Source organism: Microbacterium sp. NPDC091382 (assembly GCF_044757025.1).
Classification (GTDB): Bacteria; Actinomycetota; Actinomycetes; order Actinomycetales; family Microbacteriaceae; genus Microbacterium.
The window spans coordinates 234811-250699 of the sequence record NZ_JBIVUD010000003.1; the positions used below are offsets into that span (position 1 = coordinate 234811).

The 15889-nt window shown below is 69.8% G+C and carries 17 protein-coding genes; 10 read left to right on the top strand and 7 right to left on the bottom strand.

The window, feature by feature from the left end; all coding sequences use genetic code 11:
• Position 1: 1 nt before the first annotated feature.
• On the bottom strand, positions 2-439 hold the full coding sequence (locus tag ACIQLK_RS12540) for an Rv3235 family protein (protein WP_400365125.1): 438 nt from the start codon (positions 437-439) through the stop codon (positions 2-4).
• A gap of 142 nt (positions 440-581) precedes the next feature.
• Here ACIQLK_RS12540 and ACIQLK_RS12545 point away from each other — a divergent pair, with 142 nt between their 5' ends.
• Complete coding sequence (locus tag ACIQLK_RS12545) at positions 582-1172, top strand: hypothetical protein (protein ID WP_400365126.1); 591 nt, start codon at positions 582-584, stop codon at positions 1170-1172.
• Positions 1173-1194: 22 nt separating this feature from the next.
• Here the strand turns inward: ACIQLK_RS12545 and ACIQLK_RS12550 are convergent, their stop codons facing one another.
• Positions 1195-1446 (bottom strand): helix-turn-helix domain-containing protein, encoded by a 252-nt coding sequence (locus tag ACIQLK_RS12550; RefSeq protein ID WP_400365580.1) that lies wholly within the window; start codon positions 1444-1446, stop codon positions 1195-1197.
• A gap of 121 nt (positions 1447-1567) precedes the next feature.
• On the opposite strand from ACIQLK_RS12550, the gene ACIQLK_RS12555 reads away from it, so the two are divergent.
• Genes ACIQLK_RS12555 through ACIQLK_RS12565 form a run of 3 tightly spaced genes read left to right on the top strand, consistent with a single transcriptional unit; the run spans position 1568 to position 4981 of the window.
• Positions 1568-2197 (top strand): SAF domain-containing protein, encoded by a 630-nt coding sequence (locus tag ACIQLK_RS12555; protein ID WP_400365127.1) that lies wholly within the window; start codon positions 1568-1570, stop codon positions 2195-2197.
• Positions 2194-3432 (top strand): CpaE family protein, encoded by a 1239-nt coding sequence (locus ACIQLK_RS12560; protein WP_400365128.1) that lies wholly within the window; start codon positions 2194-2196, stop codon positions 3430-3432. The genes ACIQLK_RS12555 and ACIQLK_RS12560 overlap by 4 nt, the downstream gene beginning before the upstream one ends.
• 55 nt (positions 3433-3487) lie before the next feature.
• The gene (locus ACIQLK_RS12565) at positions 3488-4981 is read left to right on the top strand and encodes a sensor histidine kinase (RefSeq protein WP_400365129.1); all 1494 of its coding nucleotides are present in this window, start codon (positions 3488-3490) and stop codon (positions 4979-4981) included.
• An 18-nt stretch (positions 4982-4999) separates the two neighbouring features.
• On the opposite strand, the gene ACIQLK_RS12570 is transcribed toward ACIQLK_RS12565, so the two are convergent.
• Positions 5000-5248, bottom strand: coding sequence for a WhiB family transcriptional regulator (locus ACIQLK_RS12570; protein ID WP_018188706.1), 249 nt, complete (start codon positions 5246-5248; stop codon positions 5000-5002).
• A 210-nt stretch (positions 5249-5458) separates the two neighbouring features.
• Here ACIQLK_RS12570 and ACIQLK_RS12575 point away from each other — a divergent pair, with 210 nt between their 5' ends.
• Positions 5459-5866, top strand: a complete 408-nt coding sequence (locus ACIQLK_RS12575) for a histidine kinase (protein ID WP_400365130.1) — start codon at positions 5459-5461, stop codon at positions 5864-5866.
• Here ACIQLK_RS12575 and bcp read toward each other — a convergent pair whose 3' ends face one another.
• From bcp to aroA, 3 genes are read right to left on the bottom strand one after another with little or no spacing between them, the layout of a single operon-like run.
• Positions 5867-6331 carry a thioredoxin-dependent thiol peroxidase gene (bcp, locus tag ACIQLK_RS12580; protein WP_400365131.1) on the bottom strand — a complete coding sequence of 155 codons (465 nt, stop codon included), beginning with the start codon at positions 6329-6331 and terminating at the stop codon, positions 5867-5869.
• 22 nt (positions 6332-6353) lie between these two features.
• Positions 6354-7394 carry a ribosome small subunit-dependent GTPase A gene (gene rsgA / locus ACIQLK_RS12585; protein ID WP_400365132.1) on the bottom strand — a complete coding sequence of 347 codons (1041 nt, stop codon included), beginning with the start codon at positions 7392-7394 and terminating at the stop codon, positions 6354-6356.
• Positions 7391-8719 (bottom strand): 3-phosphoshikimate 1-carboxyvinyltransferase, encoded by a 1329-nt coding sequence (gene aroA, locus ACIQLK_RS12590; RefSeq protein ID WP_400365133.1) that lies wholly within the window; start codon positions 8717-8719, stop codon positions 7391-7393. The genes rsgA and aroA overlap by 4 nt, the downstream gene beginning before the upstream one ends.
• A 116-nt stretch (positions 8720-8835) precedes the next feature.
• Between aroA and ACIQLK_RS12595 the strand changes: the two genes are divergently transcribed.
• The 5 genes from ACIQLK_RS12595 to ACIQLK_RS12615 all read left to right on the top strand — a co-directional run bounded on the left by ACIQLK_RS12595 (position 8836) and on the right by ACIQLK_RS12615 (position 12006).
• Entirely contained in the window at positions 8836-9402 is a 567-nt protein-coding gene (locus ACIQLK_RS12595; protein WP_400365134.1) for a hypothetical protein, read from the top strand.
• Positions 9403-9418: 16 nt separating this feature from the next.
• Complete coding sequence (locus tag ACIQLK_RS12600) at positions 9419-10138, top strand: response regulator (protein WP_400365135.1); 720 nt, start codon at positions 9419-9421, stop codon at positions 10136-10138.
• Entirely contained in the window at positions 10135-11019 is an 885-nt protein-coding gene (locus tag ACIQLK_RS12605; RefSeq protein WP_400365136.1) for a sensor histidine kinase, read from the top strand. The genes ACIQLK_RS12600 and ACIQLK_RS12605 overlap by 4 nt, the downstream gene beginning before the upstream one ends.
• A gap of 91 nt (positions 11020-11110) precedes the next feature.
• Complete coding sequence (locus tag ACIQLK_RS12610; protein WP_400365137.1) at positions 11111-11764, top strand: sigma-70 family RNA polymerase sigma factor; 654 nt, start codon at positions 11111-11113, stop codon at positions 11762-11764.
• Positions 11761-12006: a zf-HC2 domain-containing protein gene (locus ACIQLK_RS12615; protein ID WP_018188697.1), complete on the top strand. Its 246-nt coding sequence runs from the start codon at positions 11761-11763 to the stop codon at positions 12004-12006. The genes ACIQLK_RS12610 and ACIQLK_RS12615 overlap by 4 nt, the downstream gene beginning before the upstream one ends.
• A gap of 73 nt (positions 12007-12079) precedes the next feature.
• Here ACIQLK_RS12615 and ACIQLK_RS12620 read toward each other — a convergent pair whose 3' ends face one another.
• On the bottom strand, positions 12080-15784 hold the full coding sequence (locus tag ACIQLK_RS12620; RefSeq protein ID WP_400365138.1) for a multifunctional oxoglutarate decarboxylase/oxoglutarate dehydrogenase thiamine pyrophosphate-binding subunit/dihydrolipoyllysine-residue succinyltransferase subunit: 3705 nt from the start codon (positions 15782-15784) through the stop codon (positions 12080-12082).
• Positions 15785-15889 lie beyond the last annotated feature (105 nt).

Below are 15889 nucleotides of genomic sequence, written 5' to 3' on the forward strand. Positions count from 1 at the left end.
ATCAGAGGAGGGCGAGAGAGGTGGCGCGCCAGCGCCCGTCCCACCCTTCGAGGCGCATCGCGACAGCCCGCGTGCGCACCGGACCGCTCACGATGACGGCTGCTTCGAGCGCACCGTCCGACGGCTCGCACGTCCGCTCGGTCAGGATCCGATGCGCCGGTCGCACAGCGGCGACGCCACGTGCGCTTCGGGCGCGGGCGGACAGGTTCGCGCGGGTGACGAGGGCGCGGTACGCATCCTCGCCGAGCCATCGAGCGAGCTGATCCACGTCGCGAACGCCGGCGAGCACCTCCAGGACGCCGATCGTCAGGTTCTTCACCAGCGGAAGCGGGTCCGGCAGGTCGCTCGAGGAGGTGCGTTGCGGCGCGAAGTACTCCGCGACCTCGAGGGAGCTTCCCGACCGCGGGATGCGGATGTCTTCGGGGGCGGCGAGGGCCATGTCGATTCCTCTCGGGCGACAGGTGTCTGCGGGGCGTGTGAACGGCACGAGTACAGCACAGGCAGGCGCGCGGCTGGATGAGAATACTCCAACCTGTGGACAAACCCCGCGCCCGATACTCCGGTCGCCTACTGTCGCCTGGGTGCGCTGGGACCGATTCTTCGAAGACCTCGAAGACCAACTCGACTCTGAATGGGAGGCCGAACGAGCCGCGCTCGACAGCGAGGCCGAGCGGCTCCGGGTGGCGCGGCTCTCGCTGTTCGAACGGCTGAGCGCGCTGTCGGGCTCGACAGAGGCCGACGTGCTCGTCGACATACGCGGCGGTGCGTCGGCGACGGGACGTCCGGTCGCCGCCGGCCCTGACTGGGTCGCGCTCGACGACGGCACATCCCGTGGAGTGCTCGTCGTCCCGTTCGCCGCGGTCATCGCGCTGGGTGCATCACACGCCGATGTCCTGCGAAGCGCTCGGGGCGGAGCGCCCGGCCGGATCCGCGAACGGATGACGCTCGGGTTCATTCTGCGCGATCTCGCTCGGCGTCGAGTGCCGGTGACCCTGCTGACGACGGACGGTCGTGAATACAGCGGCACCGTCGATCGCGCCGCGTCGGATCATCTCGACCTGGCCCTGCACGACCGGGGGACACCCCGCCGCGCCGACCTCGTGGCCGGCCACCGTCTCGTCCCCTTCACTGCGGTTGCGGGGGTCAGGCTCGAGGCGCCCGTCGCCCTCTGATCGCGGCGACGACAGCGTCGTCTTACGCGCCGCCGCCGCGCCGGCCCCGGCCCCAGAGCTCGGGAAAGCTCGCGGCGTTCGATTCGCGCCAGAGCGCATGCAGACGGGCGTCCTCGGCCTGATCGTCCAGATAGTCCTCGACGCTGGCCTCCTCGACCCGCCAGGCCGCGGGGGAGCCCACCCGGGCGCCACGGAGCCGGCCGTCCAGCACGAGCGCGACGACCTCATCCACCTGGAGCTGCAGCATCTCCGCAACCTGGGCAGGCGTGAGCATACGCACGGGGGTCCGATCGGGCATGAGGCCATTATGGGCCCGGCGGTGGGTCTTCTCCCGACTGTCGACGGCTTGTGGATAATCCACGCCTCGTCATGAACGGCTCCGTCACCATGGGCCCATGACCACTCCCGACACCGTGAGACCCGCCCCGCGCGCGTTCTGGGCCGATGCGCGGTTCCTGCTCGGAATCGCGCTCATCATCGCCTCGGTCGCGGGTGTCTGGCTCGTCGTCGCCTCGGCACGCCAGACGGCCCCCGTGTTCGCGGCGGCGCGCACGATCGTTCCCGGGCAGACCGTGACGGCGGACGATCTCCGCGTCATGGACGTCGCGCTCGGTCAAGCGGGCGACACCTATGTGTCGCCCGCTTCGCTCGAACCGGGCGCGGTCGCCACCCGCACGATCTTCGAGGGGGAACTCGTCCCGCAAGGAGCAGTAGGCGACGCCGATTCCGGAACCACGACGAGCGTCGTGATCCGCACCGCGGGCGACGTGTCGGCCGCCGTGGTGGCGGGCTCCGCCGTGGAGGTCTGGGCGGCGCCCACGGACGACGGCGGCGAGCTCGGGAAACCCCGCATCCTCGTTCCGTCGGCGACGGTGGTCGCCGTCACCCGCGACGACGGGGTCGTTTCGGGCGAGGATGTCTCGCTCGAGATCGTCATCCCGCGGGCGGACGTCGCTGCCACGCTGGCGGCCCTGTCCGACGACTCGAGCCTGTCGGTCGTGCCCGTTGCGGGGGAGCCGAGATGAGGGTCGTCGTCGCCCTCGACGGCCGTACCGGCGAGGACGTCGCACGGCGCGTGCGCGAGGAGGGCGCGGACGTCCGCGCGGTGGTGGCGGCATCCGCTCCGGCTGCTGCTGCCAGGGATGCCCTGGCGGCCCCCGAGGCTGCGGAACTGCTCGCGGAGCTGTCGCGCGCGGATGTGTTGATCGTCGACGGGCGACCCGCGACGCTGACGGCGCCGCTCGTCGCAGCGTGCGATCGCATGTCCGTGCGGATCGTGCCGCTGTCCTCTCGTGCGTCGGACGACCGCCTCGCAAGGTCCCTCGGGCTCACCGCCTACGACCCCGGAGTGCCCGCCGCGGATCTCCTCGCCGCCCCGATGCCTCTCGCGCCCGTCGAACCGACGAGCGGACGGGTGATCACCGTCTGGGGGGCGCCGGGCGCTCCGGGCCGCACGACCCTCGCCATCGAGGTGGCCTGCGCCCTGTCGAGCCCGACGCGACGCGTCGCTCTCATCGACGCGGATGCGCACGCGCCGTCGCTGGCCCTCGCCACGGGGCTCGCCGATGAAGGGCCCGGATTCGCGGCCGCATGCCGGCAGGCCGAACGGGGTGCGCTGACGACTGCGGAGCTCAGTCGGATCGCCTCGTCCGTGGGCGAAATCGACGTCCTCACCGGTCTCAACCGGCCGGGTCGCTGGCCGGAACTCTCGCACACCCGGGTCGTCGCCGCCATCGACGCGTGCCGGTCCTGGGTGGACGACGTCGTCATCGACACCGCCGCGCCGCTCGAGCGAGACGAGGAGATCGTGAGCGACCTCGTCGACGGTCCTCGTCGCAACGCCGCCACTCTCGCGTCGCTCGAATCCGCGGACGTCGTCCTCGCCGTGGTCGCCGCGGATCCCGTCGGCGTATCCCGCTTCGTGCGGGCGTGGCCCGACCTCCGTGCCGCGTCCGGTGCGGCGCCGGTCCGCGTGGTGGTGAACAAGGTGCGCGCGGCCGCGCTCGGCGTCGACGCCCGAGGGCAGGTGCGTCGCACGCTCGAGCGCTACACGGGCGTCACGGATGTCGCTTTCGTGCCGTGGGATGCCCGGGGGACGGATGCCGCCATGCTCGCGGCCCGTCCCATCGCCCACGTCGCACCGCGTTCGGCGGTGCCGACCGCGGTGCGACGCCTCGTCGCCGAGTCCCTCGCCCCGCGAGAGGCGCGCGCGGCGACGGCGACACGTCACTCGCTTCGCCGTCTCGCGCGGACTGCCTGACCCCCTCCCGGCAGCTCTCGCGGGAGCTCCGATGAGGAGGATCTAGGGTGGAGGCGTGTCCACCCTCAGCGACCTCGTCTACGCCCAAGGCCGTTCCACCGCGGAGGATGTCGAATGGCTCCACCGTCTCGCGGGTGACGGACAGCTGCTCGCCGATCTGGCATTCGCGGACATCGTCGTCTGGGTGCCGACTCCCGACGATTCGTTCATCGCGGTCGCTCATACGCGTCCGAGCGGTGCGGCGACCCTCTTCTACCGCGACATCGTGGGCGACGTCGTGCGTCCGCAGTGGCGCACGCAGGTCAAGGATGCCTTCACCCAGATCCGGATGGTCGATTCGGCGTCGCCGGACTGGTTCGAGGAGACGCCCACGCGTGTGCGCGCGGTTCCCATCGTGCGCGAACGCGCCGCCGAGGGCCGCGAGACCCGCGTCATCGGCGTCCTCACCCGACACACGAACCTGGGCGAGGCGCGTACGCCGTCGCGCCAGCAGATCACCTTCAACGACTGCGCCGACGATCTGTTCGGCATGATCGCCTCGGCGGACTTCCCCGACCTCACCGCACCGACCTCCCCCCGGCGCGGGGCGCCACGCGCGTCGGACGGTCTCATCCGGCTCGACGTGGACGGCATCACGACCTTCGCGAGCCCCAATGCGCTGTCCGCCTTCAACCGGCTGGGCTTCGACGACGAGCTCGAGGGTGAGTCGCTCATGCAGGTCGCGACGACGATCATGCCGGCATCCCGTCAGTTCGACGAGTCCCTCCCGATCGTCATGGCCGGTCGCGCACCGTGGCGCGCGGACGTCGAGGCGCGGGGCGTGACCGTTTCGCTCCGCACGATCCCGCTGCGCGAGAACGGCACGCGCATCGGCGCGATCGTGCTCTGCCGCGACGTCAGCGAGATCCGCCATCAGGAGCAGGAACTCATCACGAAGGACGCGACGATCCGCGAGATCCACCACCGCGTCAAGAACAACCTGCAGACGGTCGCGTCGCTTCTGCGCATCCAGGCGCGCCGCACTCACTCGGACGAGGGCCGGGATGCCCTCACGCAGGCGATGCGTCGCGTGAGCGCGATCGCCGTCGTGCACGACACGCTCTCGGAGGGCCTCACGCAGAGCGTCGACTTCGACGACGTCTTCGAACGCGTGCTCAAACTCGTCGCCGAGGTCGCCGCGGCCCCGAACACGCGTGCCCGGACGGTCAAGACCGGCACATTCGGCACGTTGCCGAGCGAGTACGCCACGCCCCTCGCCCTCGCCCTGACCGAGCTGGTGACCAACGCCGTCGAGCACGGCCTGGCCGACAAGGAAGGCGAGGTCGAGATCATCGCCGAACGTGATGCGGATCAGCTGCTGGTGCGGGTGCGCGACACGGGCGTCGGCCTGCCGGAAGGCCAAGTGGGCCGTGGGCTGGGAACTCAGATCGTCCGCACGCTCATCCAGGGCGAACTCAGTGGGACGATCGACTGGCACACCCTGGTGGGGAGCGGCACCGAGGTGACGATCGAGATCCCGATGCGTTACATCGAGCGCGCGCGGGCCTGAGGCCCGCGCGCGGGCTCGTCAGGAGGCGCGGCGGGCGCGGGCGGCGCGACGCTTGAGCGCGCGACGCTCGTCCTCGGAGAGGCCGCCCCAGACGCCCGAGTCCTGACCGGTCTCGAGGGCGTACTGCAGGCAGAGTTCGGTGACGGTGCACCGGGCGCAGACGGACTTCGCCTTCTCGATCTGGTCGACGGCGGGCCCGGTGTTCCCCACGGGGAAGAACAGTTCGGGGTCGACGGTCAGGCAGGCGGCTTTGTCGCGCCAATCCATAGCGGTGCTCCTTGTGGGGGGATCGGAAGTCGGGATGCGACGCCGGGCGACGTCGACTAACCTGGGTGGTGTGCGAGCTGATGCTCGCCCCACGCCGCTGTGGGAGCACACTTGCCTGTCAATATTCCCATGCCCGGGCATGTGAATCAAGGGTTAACGGAGTATTTCGGCGCCTCGCCGTGGCCCGGCGCCCAGGAAGAAGCGATCATCGTGCGCATCAGCCGTGTCGAGCGTCTTGCGGCCGGATGGCTCGCCCTCGAAGCCGCCGGCATCCTCGTCCTCGCGGTGTGGGAGCTGGTCGCCCTCGTGCGCGGCGACAGCGAGAGCGTCCCGAGCTCGATCGCGCTCCTCGCCCTCACGGTGCTCGCTGCTGCGGCGCTCGTCGCCTTCGCCGTCGCCGTGTGGCGCGGAGCGTCGGGTGGCCGGTCGGGTGGCGTCGTCGTCCAGGTCCTCGTCCTGTCCGTCGCGCTCGGCACGCTCACCGGTGAGGGAGCGGACCCTCGGCTCGCTGCGGCGATCGCCGTGCCGGCGCTGGTGGGACTGGTGCTGCTCATCGCAGCGGCGCGGACGGCAGGACAGCGCTCGAAGGAGTCCGCCCACGACCCGGGCGAGGCTTGATCAGACCTCCAGCAGCGCCCTGACGCGGGCGACGTGCCCGGTCGCCTTCACGTTGTAGAGCGCGTGCGCGATCACGCCGTCCTCGTCGATGACGAAGGTCGATCGGATGACGCCTTCGACGACCTTGCCGTAGTTCATCTTCTCGCCCCACGCGCCGTAGGCCTCGTGGACGGAGTGATCGGGGTCGCTCAACAGGTCGTAGGGGAGGGTATCGCGCTCGCGGAAGGCCTGGAGCTTCGCAGGCTCGTCGCGCGAGATCCCGACGACCGTGTACCCCGCGGCCTGAAGCGGTGCCACGCTGTCGCGGAAGTCGCAGGCCTCGGTCGTGCATCCGGGCGTCATCGCGGCGGGGTAGAAGAAGGCGATGAGACGCTTCCCGCGGAAGTCGACGAGCGAGACGGTGCGTCCGTCTTGGTCGACGAGGGAGAACTCGGGTGCGGGGGATCCAGTGCTCAGGCGCGGCATCCGACCATCTTAGGCCGCCTCGTCAGGTCGCGAAGGTGGCGAGCAAGCGCTGCAGCGAGTCGAGACGCGCGGGTCCTCGCTCGCCCAGGCGTCCCTCGGCCACGGCCTCGGCGATAGCGCAATCCGGCGCGTCGGGCAGGTGGGTGCAGCCGCGGGGACACTCCTCTGCGACAGCGGCCAGATCGGTGTACGCCCGCAGGATGTTGGCGGGATCCACGTGGCCCAGGCCGAACGACCGGACTCCGGGGGTGTCGATGACCCACCCGCGACCGTCGTCTCCGGTGTACCGCAGCGAGACCGCCGAGCTGGAGGTGTGCCGGCCTCGGCCGGTGACCTCGTTGACGTGCCCGATCGCGCGCAGCGCGTCGGGGACGAGAGCGTTCACGAGCGTCGACTTGCCGACGCCGGAGTGTCCGACGAAAACGGTGGCGTGCCCCGCGAGGCGGGCGCCGATGGCGTCGACCGGCATCGCGTCGCGGCCGCTCGTGAAGACCTCGAGGTCGTCGAGACCCTCGAAGTGGGCGAGGAACACCGTCGGATCGGCCAGGTCGGTCTTGGTGACGACGAGCATCGGATGCATCCCGGCGTCCAGCGCCGCGATCAGGTAGCGGTCGACCAGACGCGGTCGCGGCTCCGGGTCGGCAGCGGCGACGACGATGAGGAGCTGGTCGGCATTGGCGACGATGATCCGCTCGACGTGGTCGGTGTCGTCGGCGCTGCGTCGCAGGAGCGAGGTCCGCTCTTCGATGCCGACGATCCGCGCGAGTGTGCCGTCGTTCCCGGAGGTGTCTCCCACCACGCGCGCACGGTCCCCGTTGACGATCGGCTGCTTGCGCAGCTCGCGCGCACGGGACGCGAGGATCTGTCGCTCGTCCGGGCCGTCCTCGTCGATGAGGACCGTGTACCGACCACGGTCGACACCGAGGACGCGGGCCGTCTGAGCGTCCGCGTGGGCCGGACGCCGCTTCGTGCGCGGTCGGTTCGCCTTCGGGTTGGGGCGCACGCGGATGTCGGCCTCGTCGAACTCGAGGTCGTCGTCATCGTCGTCGCTGAGCCAGCTCACGCGAGCATGTCCGCCCAGAGCTGGGGGAACTCGGGCATGGTCTTGGCGGTCGTGCCGATGTCGTCGACCACGACGCCCGGCACCCGCAGTCCGATCACGGCGCCGGCGGTCGCCATCCGGTGATCGTGGTGTGCTTTCCAGAGCCCGGCATGGAGGGGGCGGGGCCGGATGTGGATGCCGTCCTCCTGTTCCTGCGCATCGCCGCCGAGCGCGCGCAGGTTGTCGACGAGCGCGGAGATGCGATCCGTCTCGTGGCCGCGGATGTGCCCGATGCCGTGGAAGGTCGTCGGCGCGTCGGCGAACGCCGCGAGCGCGAACAGTGTGGGTGTCAGCTCGCTCGCGGCCGAGAGGTCGAGGTCGACCCCGGCGATGCGCTCTCCGGCGGTCACGGTGAGCGCTCCCGCCCGGCGGGACGCGTGGGCCCCCATGACGGGCAGGATGTCGGCGAGGAGGGCCCCGGGCTGGGTCGAGTGGGCGGGCCACCCGGGCACCGTCACCGACCCGCCCGTCAGGATCGCGGCGGCGAGGAAGGGCGCTGCGTTGGAGAGGTCCGGCTCGATCGCGACGTCCTTGCCGCGGATGGGCCCGGCGGGCACGACCCACTCGTTCGGTGCCGGGTGCTCCACGTGCACACCGCGGCGCGCCAGCGACTCGATGGTCATCTCGATGTGCGGCAGGCTCGGGAGTCGCTCGCCCTCGTGGATGAGCCGGAGTCCGACGTCGAAACGCGCGGCGGCGAGAAGGAGCCCCGAGACGAACTGACTGGACTGACTCGCATCGATCGTCACCTCGCCGCCGCGGATGTGCCCGTGGCCGCGGATGTCGAAGGGGAGAGCCCAGCTGCCGCCGTCGTCGATGTCGGCACCGATCTCGCGGAGGGCGTGGATCATCGCGCCCATCGGTCGGTGCATGGCCGTGGGATGCGCCGTCACGTGAACGTCGCCCGCCGCGAGACCCGCGATGGGGGAGACGAAGCGCATGACCGTTCCCGCCTGGCCGCAGTCGATGGTCGTACCGCCCGTGAAGGCGGAGGGCGGCGTGACGTCGAGGTCGGGCCCGAACGGCGAGTCGCCCGGGACGGTCTCGATGCGGACCCCCAGCTCGCGCAGCGCCTCGATCATGCGAGCGGAGTCGTCGGAGTGGAGCGCGCCCGTCAGCAGGCTCGGTCCGTCGGCGATGGCCGCGAGGACCAGCTCACGATTGGTGAGCGACTTCGACCCCGGTACGGCGACGCGCGCGTGCACGGGCGCATCCGGCGTAGGCGCCGGCCACGATCCGTCGGGGATCTCGTCAGCGGGGGCGGGGGAGGAAGGGGCGTCGCTCATCGCGTCCAGCCTACTGAACGGGTCGTCGTCGCCGAGGTGCGAGTGCCGCGAGGATGTCGCCGATCTGCGACATCCTCGCGACAGCGCGGCGACACCGACCCCCTAGCGTGAATCCCATGGAACACAGCACCCGCACCGGCATCCGATCCGTCGTCCTCACCGCTGCCCTTCTCACGCCCCTCCTGCTGGCGGGATGCTCCGTGGCCGTCACCGACCCCGCGTCGAGCTCCGCACCTGCAGCGTCGGACCCGCGCAGCTCGATGCCGGACGCGCCGGCCGCATCGTCGGCGCCGGACGCGTCGCCGGCGCCGGACGCGGGATCGAGCGTCGAGGTCGACCCCGACCTGCCGGCGCAGCTGGATCGGGCGCGCCTGCGTCAGCTCGTGACGCAGAACCTGACGTGCGTCGACGGCGCCGCGACCGTGGGGCGCGATCTCGACGGGATGTACGTCGAGCTCACCGGGGAATGCGCGACGGTGACGATCCTCGCGAGCGCCGGCGGCGTTCTGCTGCCCGACGTCGGGACCCTCACGATCGAGGGCGACGGTGCGACGGTCGTCCTGGCGTCGGCGAAGAGGATCGCGTTCGACGAGAGCGCCGACATCAATGTCGTGGGCTGGGAGAGCGGAACGCCGGAGATCGCCTACGGGGGCACGGCCAACGTCACGACGCCCCTGCCCTGATCGCTACGATCCGGATATGCCCTCCGAATCGGCGCCGCGACTGCTTCTCGTCGACGACGAGCAGTCGATCACCGACAGCCTCGCTCCTTTCCTCAGTCGCAGCGGCTTCGAGGTCGATGTCGCCGCGGACGGCGCTGCCGCGTTGCGGATCATCGAGTCCCGGCATCCCGACATCGTGGTGAGCGACGTCGTCATGCCCGTGGTCGACGGACGCGAGCTGCTGCGACGGCTGCGGCGCACCGGCGACACGACGCCGGTCATCCTGCTGACGCACGTCGGGGAGTCGGGCGAGCGATCTGCGGCTCTCGACGAAGGCGCCGACGACTACCTCAACAAGCCCTTCGATCCTCAGGAATTGGTCTCTCGAAGTCGAGCCGTCCTGCGGCGCGTGGCGGCGGGAGCGGGCGGGCTCGTCTCGTCCGAAGTGGTCGAGGCGCACGGGCTCCGACTCGACCGGCCGGCACGGCGGGTCTGGCGCGACGGCGTCGAGGTGTCGCTCACGCCGAAGGCGTTCCAGCTGCTGGAGTTCCTCATGACCCGGCCCGGAGAGGCGCACGCCCGAGAACGTCTGCTCAGCGTCGTGTGGGGATTCGACTTCGCCGCCCACACCCGCGCCGTCGACAACCGCATCGCCGAACTGCGTTCCGTCCTCGGAGACGATGTGTCCGCGCCGTCGTACATCGAGACCGTGCCGGGGGTCGGCTACCGCTTCGTCCGACCGGTGCGTCGCGCATGAGCGGGCGTCGCCTCGTCCTCGCCGCGGCGCCGACGCTCGCTCTCCTCGTCGCGGGTGTTGTGCTCCTCGTCGTCGACCGACGCACCATCACCGTGTCCGCCCCGCTCGGGTCGTCTCTGCTCATCGCGGCCGCGGTGGTCGCCGCCGTCACGACCCTTGTCGTGACGTGGTGGGCGCACGTGCGTCGAGCGTCGTCGCGTGCAGAACGGGGCGCGCTGCAGTCGGCCGCCGCCGAGCACCGTCGGTTCCTCGACCGGCTGGATCATGAATTGAAGAACCCCATCACCGCGATCCGCGCCGCGGTCGCGGTCAGTGACGACGTCACTCCGCAACTCGCGGCGATCGATACCCAGACGACTCGAATGGCGCGTCTGGTCGGAGACCTCCGCAAGCTGGGCGAGCTGCAGACCGCGGAGATGGAACGCGTTCCCGTCGATCCCGGCGCGATCGTCACCGACGTCGCTGCCACGATCCGCGATGCGCATGGCAGAGACGTCCGAGTCACCCTCCCGTCGGCGCCGTGGCCGTTGCCGGCAGTCATGGGCGACCCCGATCTGCTCTTCACAGCCCTCCACAACGTCGTCGCGAACGCCGTGAAGTACTCCGACCCCGGTGACACGGTGGAGATCCGCGGCATCGAGCGGTCCGGCCGCGTCACCATCGAAGTCGCCGATACGGGTCGCGGCATCCCCGCCGCCGACGCGCCGACTGTTCTGCAAGAGCTCGCGCGAGGCTCGAATGCGCGGGATCGACCCGGAAGCGGCCTGGGTCTCGCCCTCGTCCGCACCATCGTGGAACGACACGACGGCACCGTTTCGGTCGACTCCTCCGAGGGGCGCGGCACGCGGGTGAGCATCGACCTGCCCGTCGGCACGGGGTGACCGGGGCTTCCGGACCCGGCGGGGAATAGGCCCAGCCCCATGCCCGTTGGACCATCGTGTCGACGACGTGCACGGACGGGAGAGGAGCGGGATGATCGCCACACTGGAGGCACCGGAACTCGCCGAATGGGCCGACGTAGACTGGCCTGCGATGAACGATCAGGCGGTCGAAGACCCGCGTACCCAGTTCGAGGAGCAGGCGCTCCCCTTCATGGACCAGCTCTACGCGGCGGCGATGCGGATGACCCGCAACCCCGCCGACGCGTCGGACCTGGTACAGGAGACCTTCGTCAAGGCGTTCGCCGCATGGGCGTCGTTCACCCAGGGCACCAACCTCAAGGCGTGGCTCTACCGGATCCTCACGAACACGTACATCAACACGTACCGCAAGAAGCAGCGTGAGCCCTACCAGGGCACCATCGACGAGCTCGAGGACTGGCAGCTCGGCGGCGCGGAATCGACGACGGCTTCGTCTGCTCGCTCCGCCGAGGCCGAAGCGATCGACCATATGCCGGCATCCGTCGTGAAGGACGCTCTGCAGTCCCTTCCCGAAGACTTCCGACTGGCCGTGTACCTCGCGGACGTCGAAGGGTTCGCGTATCAGGAGATCGCGGACATCATGAAAACCCCCATCGGCACGGTCATGAGCCGTCTGCACCGTGGCAGACGACAGCTCCGCGACCTGCTGTCCGACTATGCGAAGGAGCGCGGCATCGAGGTGCCCGCCACAAGGAGTGCGAAATGACCGACTGCGGTTGCGACAAAGCCCAGAAGGACCTCGAAGAATACCTGCGCAACGAGGTGTGCAACACCCGTCACGCCGACATCACCGAGCACCTCGAGAACTGCGCGGCGTGTCGGGACGAGGCCCTCGTCGCCACGACCCTCACGGCCGTCGTCGCGCGCGCCTGCAAGGAGGCCGCGCCCGAGGATCTGCGTGATCAGGTGCTCGCGCGGCTGCGGGCAGAGCAGGCCACCCACCACTGACGCGACACTCGATCGTCCGATACGGAAGAAGGCCCCGCAGGAGCGGGGCCTTCTTCCGTATCGGAACGGGTGCTCAGAAGTTCAGCGCCTCATTCATGATCTCGGCGTGCTGTCGCGCGTGGACCTTGGGCGAGCCGGTGGCGGTGGACGCCGCTGCCGAGCGCGAGATCCGCTTGATCGTCCGACCGTGGAGGTGCTTGACCACCTCGAGGGCGATGAACGGCCAGGCGCCCTGGTTCTCCGGCTCCTCTTGGACCCAGTAGAGCTCGGCGTTCGGGTAGCTGTCGAGGATCGCGTTGAGGCGATCGATCGGCGCCGGGTAGTACTGCTCCAGGCGGACGAGCGCGACCTTCTCGTTCGGGTTCTTCTCGAGCTCCGCGGTGAGGTCCCAATGGATCTTGCCGGCGTGCAGCAGCACGCGGGTGACGGACTCGCGGTCGAGCGAGCGCTCGTCGTCGATCACCGGCTCGAACCGGCCCTCGAGGAAGTCCTCGACGGAGCTCGTCGCGTTGCGCAACCTCAGCATGGCCTTCGGAGTGAAGACGACGAGGGGCCGCCGCGGCCGGGCGTACGCCTGGCGGCGCAGCAGGTGGAAGTACGACGCGGGTGTCGACGGTCGGGCCACGGTCATGTTGTCCTGCGCGCACATCTGCAGATAGCGCTCGATGCGTGCCGAGGAGTGGTCCGGCCCCTGGCCCTCGTAGCCGTGGGGGAGCAGGAGGACGACGCCCGACTGCTGACCCCACTTCTGCTCGGCCGAGGAGATGAACTCGTCGATGACCGACTGCGCGCCGTTGGCGAAGTCGCCGAACTGCGCCTCCCACAGGGTGAGGGTGTCGGCGCGCTCGACCGAGTATCCGTACTCGAACGCCATCGCCGCATACTCGCTGAGGAGGGAGTCGTAGACGTAGAAGCGGCCCTGATTGTCGCTCAGGTTGGCCAGCGGCAGCCATTCCTGTCCGTTGGCCCGGTCGTGCATGACCGCGTGACGCGTCACGAACGTGCCGCGGCGGACGTCCTGGCCGGCCAGGCGGACGTTCGAGCCTTCGGCGAGGAGCGACCCGAAGGCGAGCAGCTCGCCGAAGCCCCAGTCGATCTTGCCGTTGCGGCTCATGTCATGGCGCTTGTCGAGGAGCTGCTGCAGCTTCGTGTGCACCGTGAAACCCTCGGGCTTGTTCACGAAGGCATCGCCGATGCGCTCGATGACCTCTCGGCTGACCGCCGTGGACTCGGGCTCGCCGACCGCGGGCTCGGCCTGGGTCTCGTCGGAGACGACGGGGGAGGTCCCTGTCTGAGCGGCGTGGATCTCGGCGAAGGCGATCTCGAGGCGGTTCTGGAAGTCCTGCTTGGCCTTGTCGTACTCCTCCTCGGTGATGTCGCCGCGACCGACGAGCGCCTCGGTGTAGAGCTTGCGCACCGATCGCTTCGCTTCGATGAGGTTCGTCATGAGCGGCTGCGTCATCGAGGGGTCGTCGCCCTCGTTGTGACCGCGGCGGCGGTAGCAGACGAGGTCGATGACGACGTCGCGGTTGAACTCCTGGCGGTACCTGAAGGCGAGCTCGGCCACGTGGACGACCGCCTCGGGGTCATCGCCGTTCACGTGGAAGATCGGCGCTTGGATCGTCTTGGCGACGTCGGTCGCGTAGATCGACGTGCGCGCATCGAGTGGGAGGGTCGTGAAGCCGACCTGGTTGTTGACGACCACGTGGACCGTGCCGCCGGTGCGGTACCCGCGCAGACGCGACATCTGCAGCGTCTCCATGACGACGCCCTGGCCCGCGAAGGCGGCGTCGCCGTGCACCAGGATCGGCAGCCAGGAGAACGACCCGATGGGCAGGCGGTCCTGCTTGGCCCGGACGATCCCCTCGAGGACGCCGTCGACGGTCTCGAGGTGCGACGGGTTGGCCGCCAAGTAGACCGGCAGCTCTTCGCCGCCGTCGGCGACGAAGGTCCCCTGGGTTCCGAGGTGGTACTTGACGTCACCGGATCCGCTCTTGGAACCGACGGCGACGGAGCCCTCGAACTCCCGGAACAGCTGGCTGTAGGTCTTGCCGGCGACGTTGGTGAGGACGTTCAAGCGGCCGCGGTGCGCCATCGCGATGGCAGCTCCGTCGAGGCCCTCGGTGGCAGCGCCCTGGAGGATCTGATCGAGGAGCGGGACGAGGGACTCGCCACCTTCGAGGCTGAACCGCTTCTGACCGACGAACTTCGTCTGCAGGAAGGTCTCGAACGCCTCGGCCTCGTTCAGCTTGCCGAGGACGCGGAGCTGCTCGTCGTGGCCGGGCTTCTGGTATTTGACCTCGAGGTTGTCCTGGAACCACTTGCGCTGGGTCGGGTCCTGGATGTGCATGTACTCGACCCCGACGGTGCGGCAGTAGGAGTCGCGGAGGATCCCGAGGATGTCTCGCAGCTTCATCGTGCGCTTGCCGCCGAAGCCGTTCGTGACGAACTCGCGGTCGAGGTCCCAGAACGTCAGCCCGTGGTTCTCGATCTCGAGATCGGGGTGCGTGCGCTGGACGTACTCGAGCGGATCGATGTCGGCCATCATGTGACCGCGCACGCGGTAGGAGTTGATGAGCTCCTGCACGCGGGCGGTCTTGTCGACACGCTCGGCGATGTCGACCTTGATGTCGCTCGACCAGCGGATGGGGGAATAGGGGATGCGGAGGGCCGCGAAGATGTCGTCGTAGAACCCCTCCTGACCGATCAGCAGCTGGTGCACGATCTTGAGGAACTCGCCCGAGCCGGCACCCTGGATGACGCGGTGGTCGTAGGTGCTCGTCAGCGTGATGGTCTTGCCGATGCCGAGTTCGCCGAGCGTTTTCTCGCTCGCGCCCTGGAACTCAGCCGGGTAGTCGAGGGCCCCGGCACCGATGATGCAGCCCTGGCCCTTCATGAGGCGGGGGACCGAGTGGACCGTGCCGATGCCGCCGGGGTTGGTGAGCGAGACGGTGGTGCCTTGGAAGTCGGCGGCGGTCAGCTTGTTCTTGCGAGCGCGCTGGACCAGGTCCTCGTAGGCGGAGAGGTATTCGCCGAAGGTGAGCGTCTCGGCCTGCTTGATGCTGGGCACCATGAGCGCGCGCGTTCCGTCGGGCTTCGGGAGGTCGATCGCGATGCCCAGGTTGATGTGGGAGGGGGCGACGACGGACGGCTTGCCGTCGACCTCGGCGTAGTAGACGTTCTGCGTCGGGAACGCCTTGAGCGCCTGGATGAGCGCCCACCCGATGATGTGGGTGAAGCTGACCTTGCCGCCGCGCGTGCGGGACATGTGGTTGTTGATGACGATGCGGTTGTCGATCATCAGCTTCGCGGGGATGGTGCGCACGCTGGTCGCGGTGGGGACGGTCAGCGACTCGTCCATGTTCGCGGCGAGGGTCTTCGGGAGGCCGCGCAGCGGGGTGACGGTGTCTTCGAGGGTCGCCTTCTCGCCGGTGGCCGCCTTCGGAGCCTCGGCCGGGATCGGCTGCGGCGCCGCGGGGCGAGCGGTCGTGCGGGCGACGGGCTGGGCGCCGGCGGGAGCGGGACGCGATTCCGCGGCGGGGGCGGATGCCGTCGGTGCGGCGGTGGGAGCTGCCGGAGCGGATGCCGTCGGTGCCGCCGTCGCGGCGGCTCCACCGGAGGGGGCGTCGGGGGTGTAGGCCTCGAGGACCGGCCACCACTCCTTGTCCACCGAGTTCTTGTCGCGGCTGTACTGCTCGTACAGCTCTGCGACGAGCCATTCGTTGGCTCCGAACTCCCCGTCGCTCGTAGTTCCCACGCCGGTCGCCTGACTGGACACGGTTCCGCCTGCTTTCGTCGTCGACGTTCGAAATTGTGCGGGCCTCGCGCGGCCTCGCGCACAGACGTCAAGGGTATCCCAGGTTGCCGCCCCTCCGACCCGCAC

Excerpts from the sequence above, each read along its gene's own strand:
- ACIQLK_RS12540 (WP_400365125.1), bottom strand. The coding sequence starts at position 439 with ATGGCCCTCGCCGCCCCCGAAGACATCCGCATCCCGCGGTCGGGAAGC.
- ACIQLK_RS12550 (WP_400365580.1), bottom strand. The coding sequence starts at position 1,446 with ATGCTCACGCCTGCCCAGGTTGCGGAGATGCTGCAGCTCCAGGTGGAT.
- ACIQLK_RS12555 (WP_400365127.1), top strand. The coding sequence starts at position 1,568 with ATGACCACTCCCGACACCGTGAGACCCGCCCCGCGCGCGTTCTGGGCC.
- ACIQLK_RS12560 (WP_400365128.1), top strand. The coding sequence starts at position 2,194 with ATGAGGGTCGTCGTCGCCCTCGACGGCCGTACCGGCGAGGACGTCGCA.
- ACIQLK_RS12570 (WP_018188706.1), bottom strand. The coding sequence starts at position 5,248 with ATGGATTGGCGCGACAAAGCCGCCTGCCTGACCGTCGACCCCGAACTG.
- bcp (WP_400365131.1), bottom strand. The coding sequence starts at position 6,331 with ATGCCGCGCCTGAGCACTGGATCCCCCGCACCCGAGTTCTCCCTCGTC.
- aroA (WP_400365133.1), bottom strand. The coding sequence starts at position 8,719 with ATGAGCGACGCCCCTTCCTCCCCCGCCCCCGCTGACGAGATCCCCGAC.
- ACIQLK_RS12595 (WP_400365134.1), top strand. The coding sequence starts at position 8,836 with ATGGAACACAGCACCCGCACCGGCATCCGATCCGTCGTCCTCACCGCT.
- ACIQLK_RS12600 (WP_400365135.1), top strand. The coding sequence starts at position 9,419 with ATGCCCTCCGAATCGGCGCCGCGACTGCTTCTCGTCGACGACGAGCAG.
- ACIQLK_RS12605 (WP_400365136.1), top strand. The coding sequence starts at position 10,135 with ATGAGCGGGCGTCGCCTCGTCCTCGCCGCGGCGCCGACGCTCGCTCTC.
- ACIQLK_RS12610 (WP_400365137.1), top strand. The coding sequence starts at position 11,111 with ATGATCGCCACACTGGAGGCACCGGAACTCGCCGAATGGGCCGACGTA.
- ACIQLK_RS12615 (WP_018188697.1), top strand. The coding sequence starts at position 11,761 with ATGACCGACTGCGGTTGCGACAAAGCCCAGAAGGACCTCGAAGAATAC.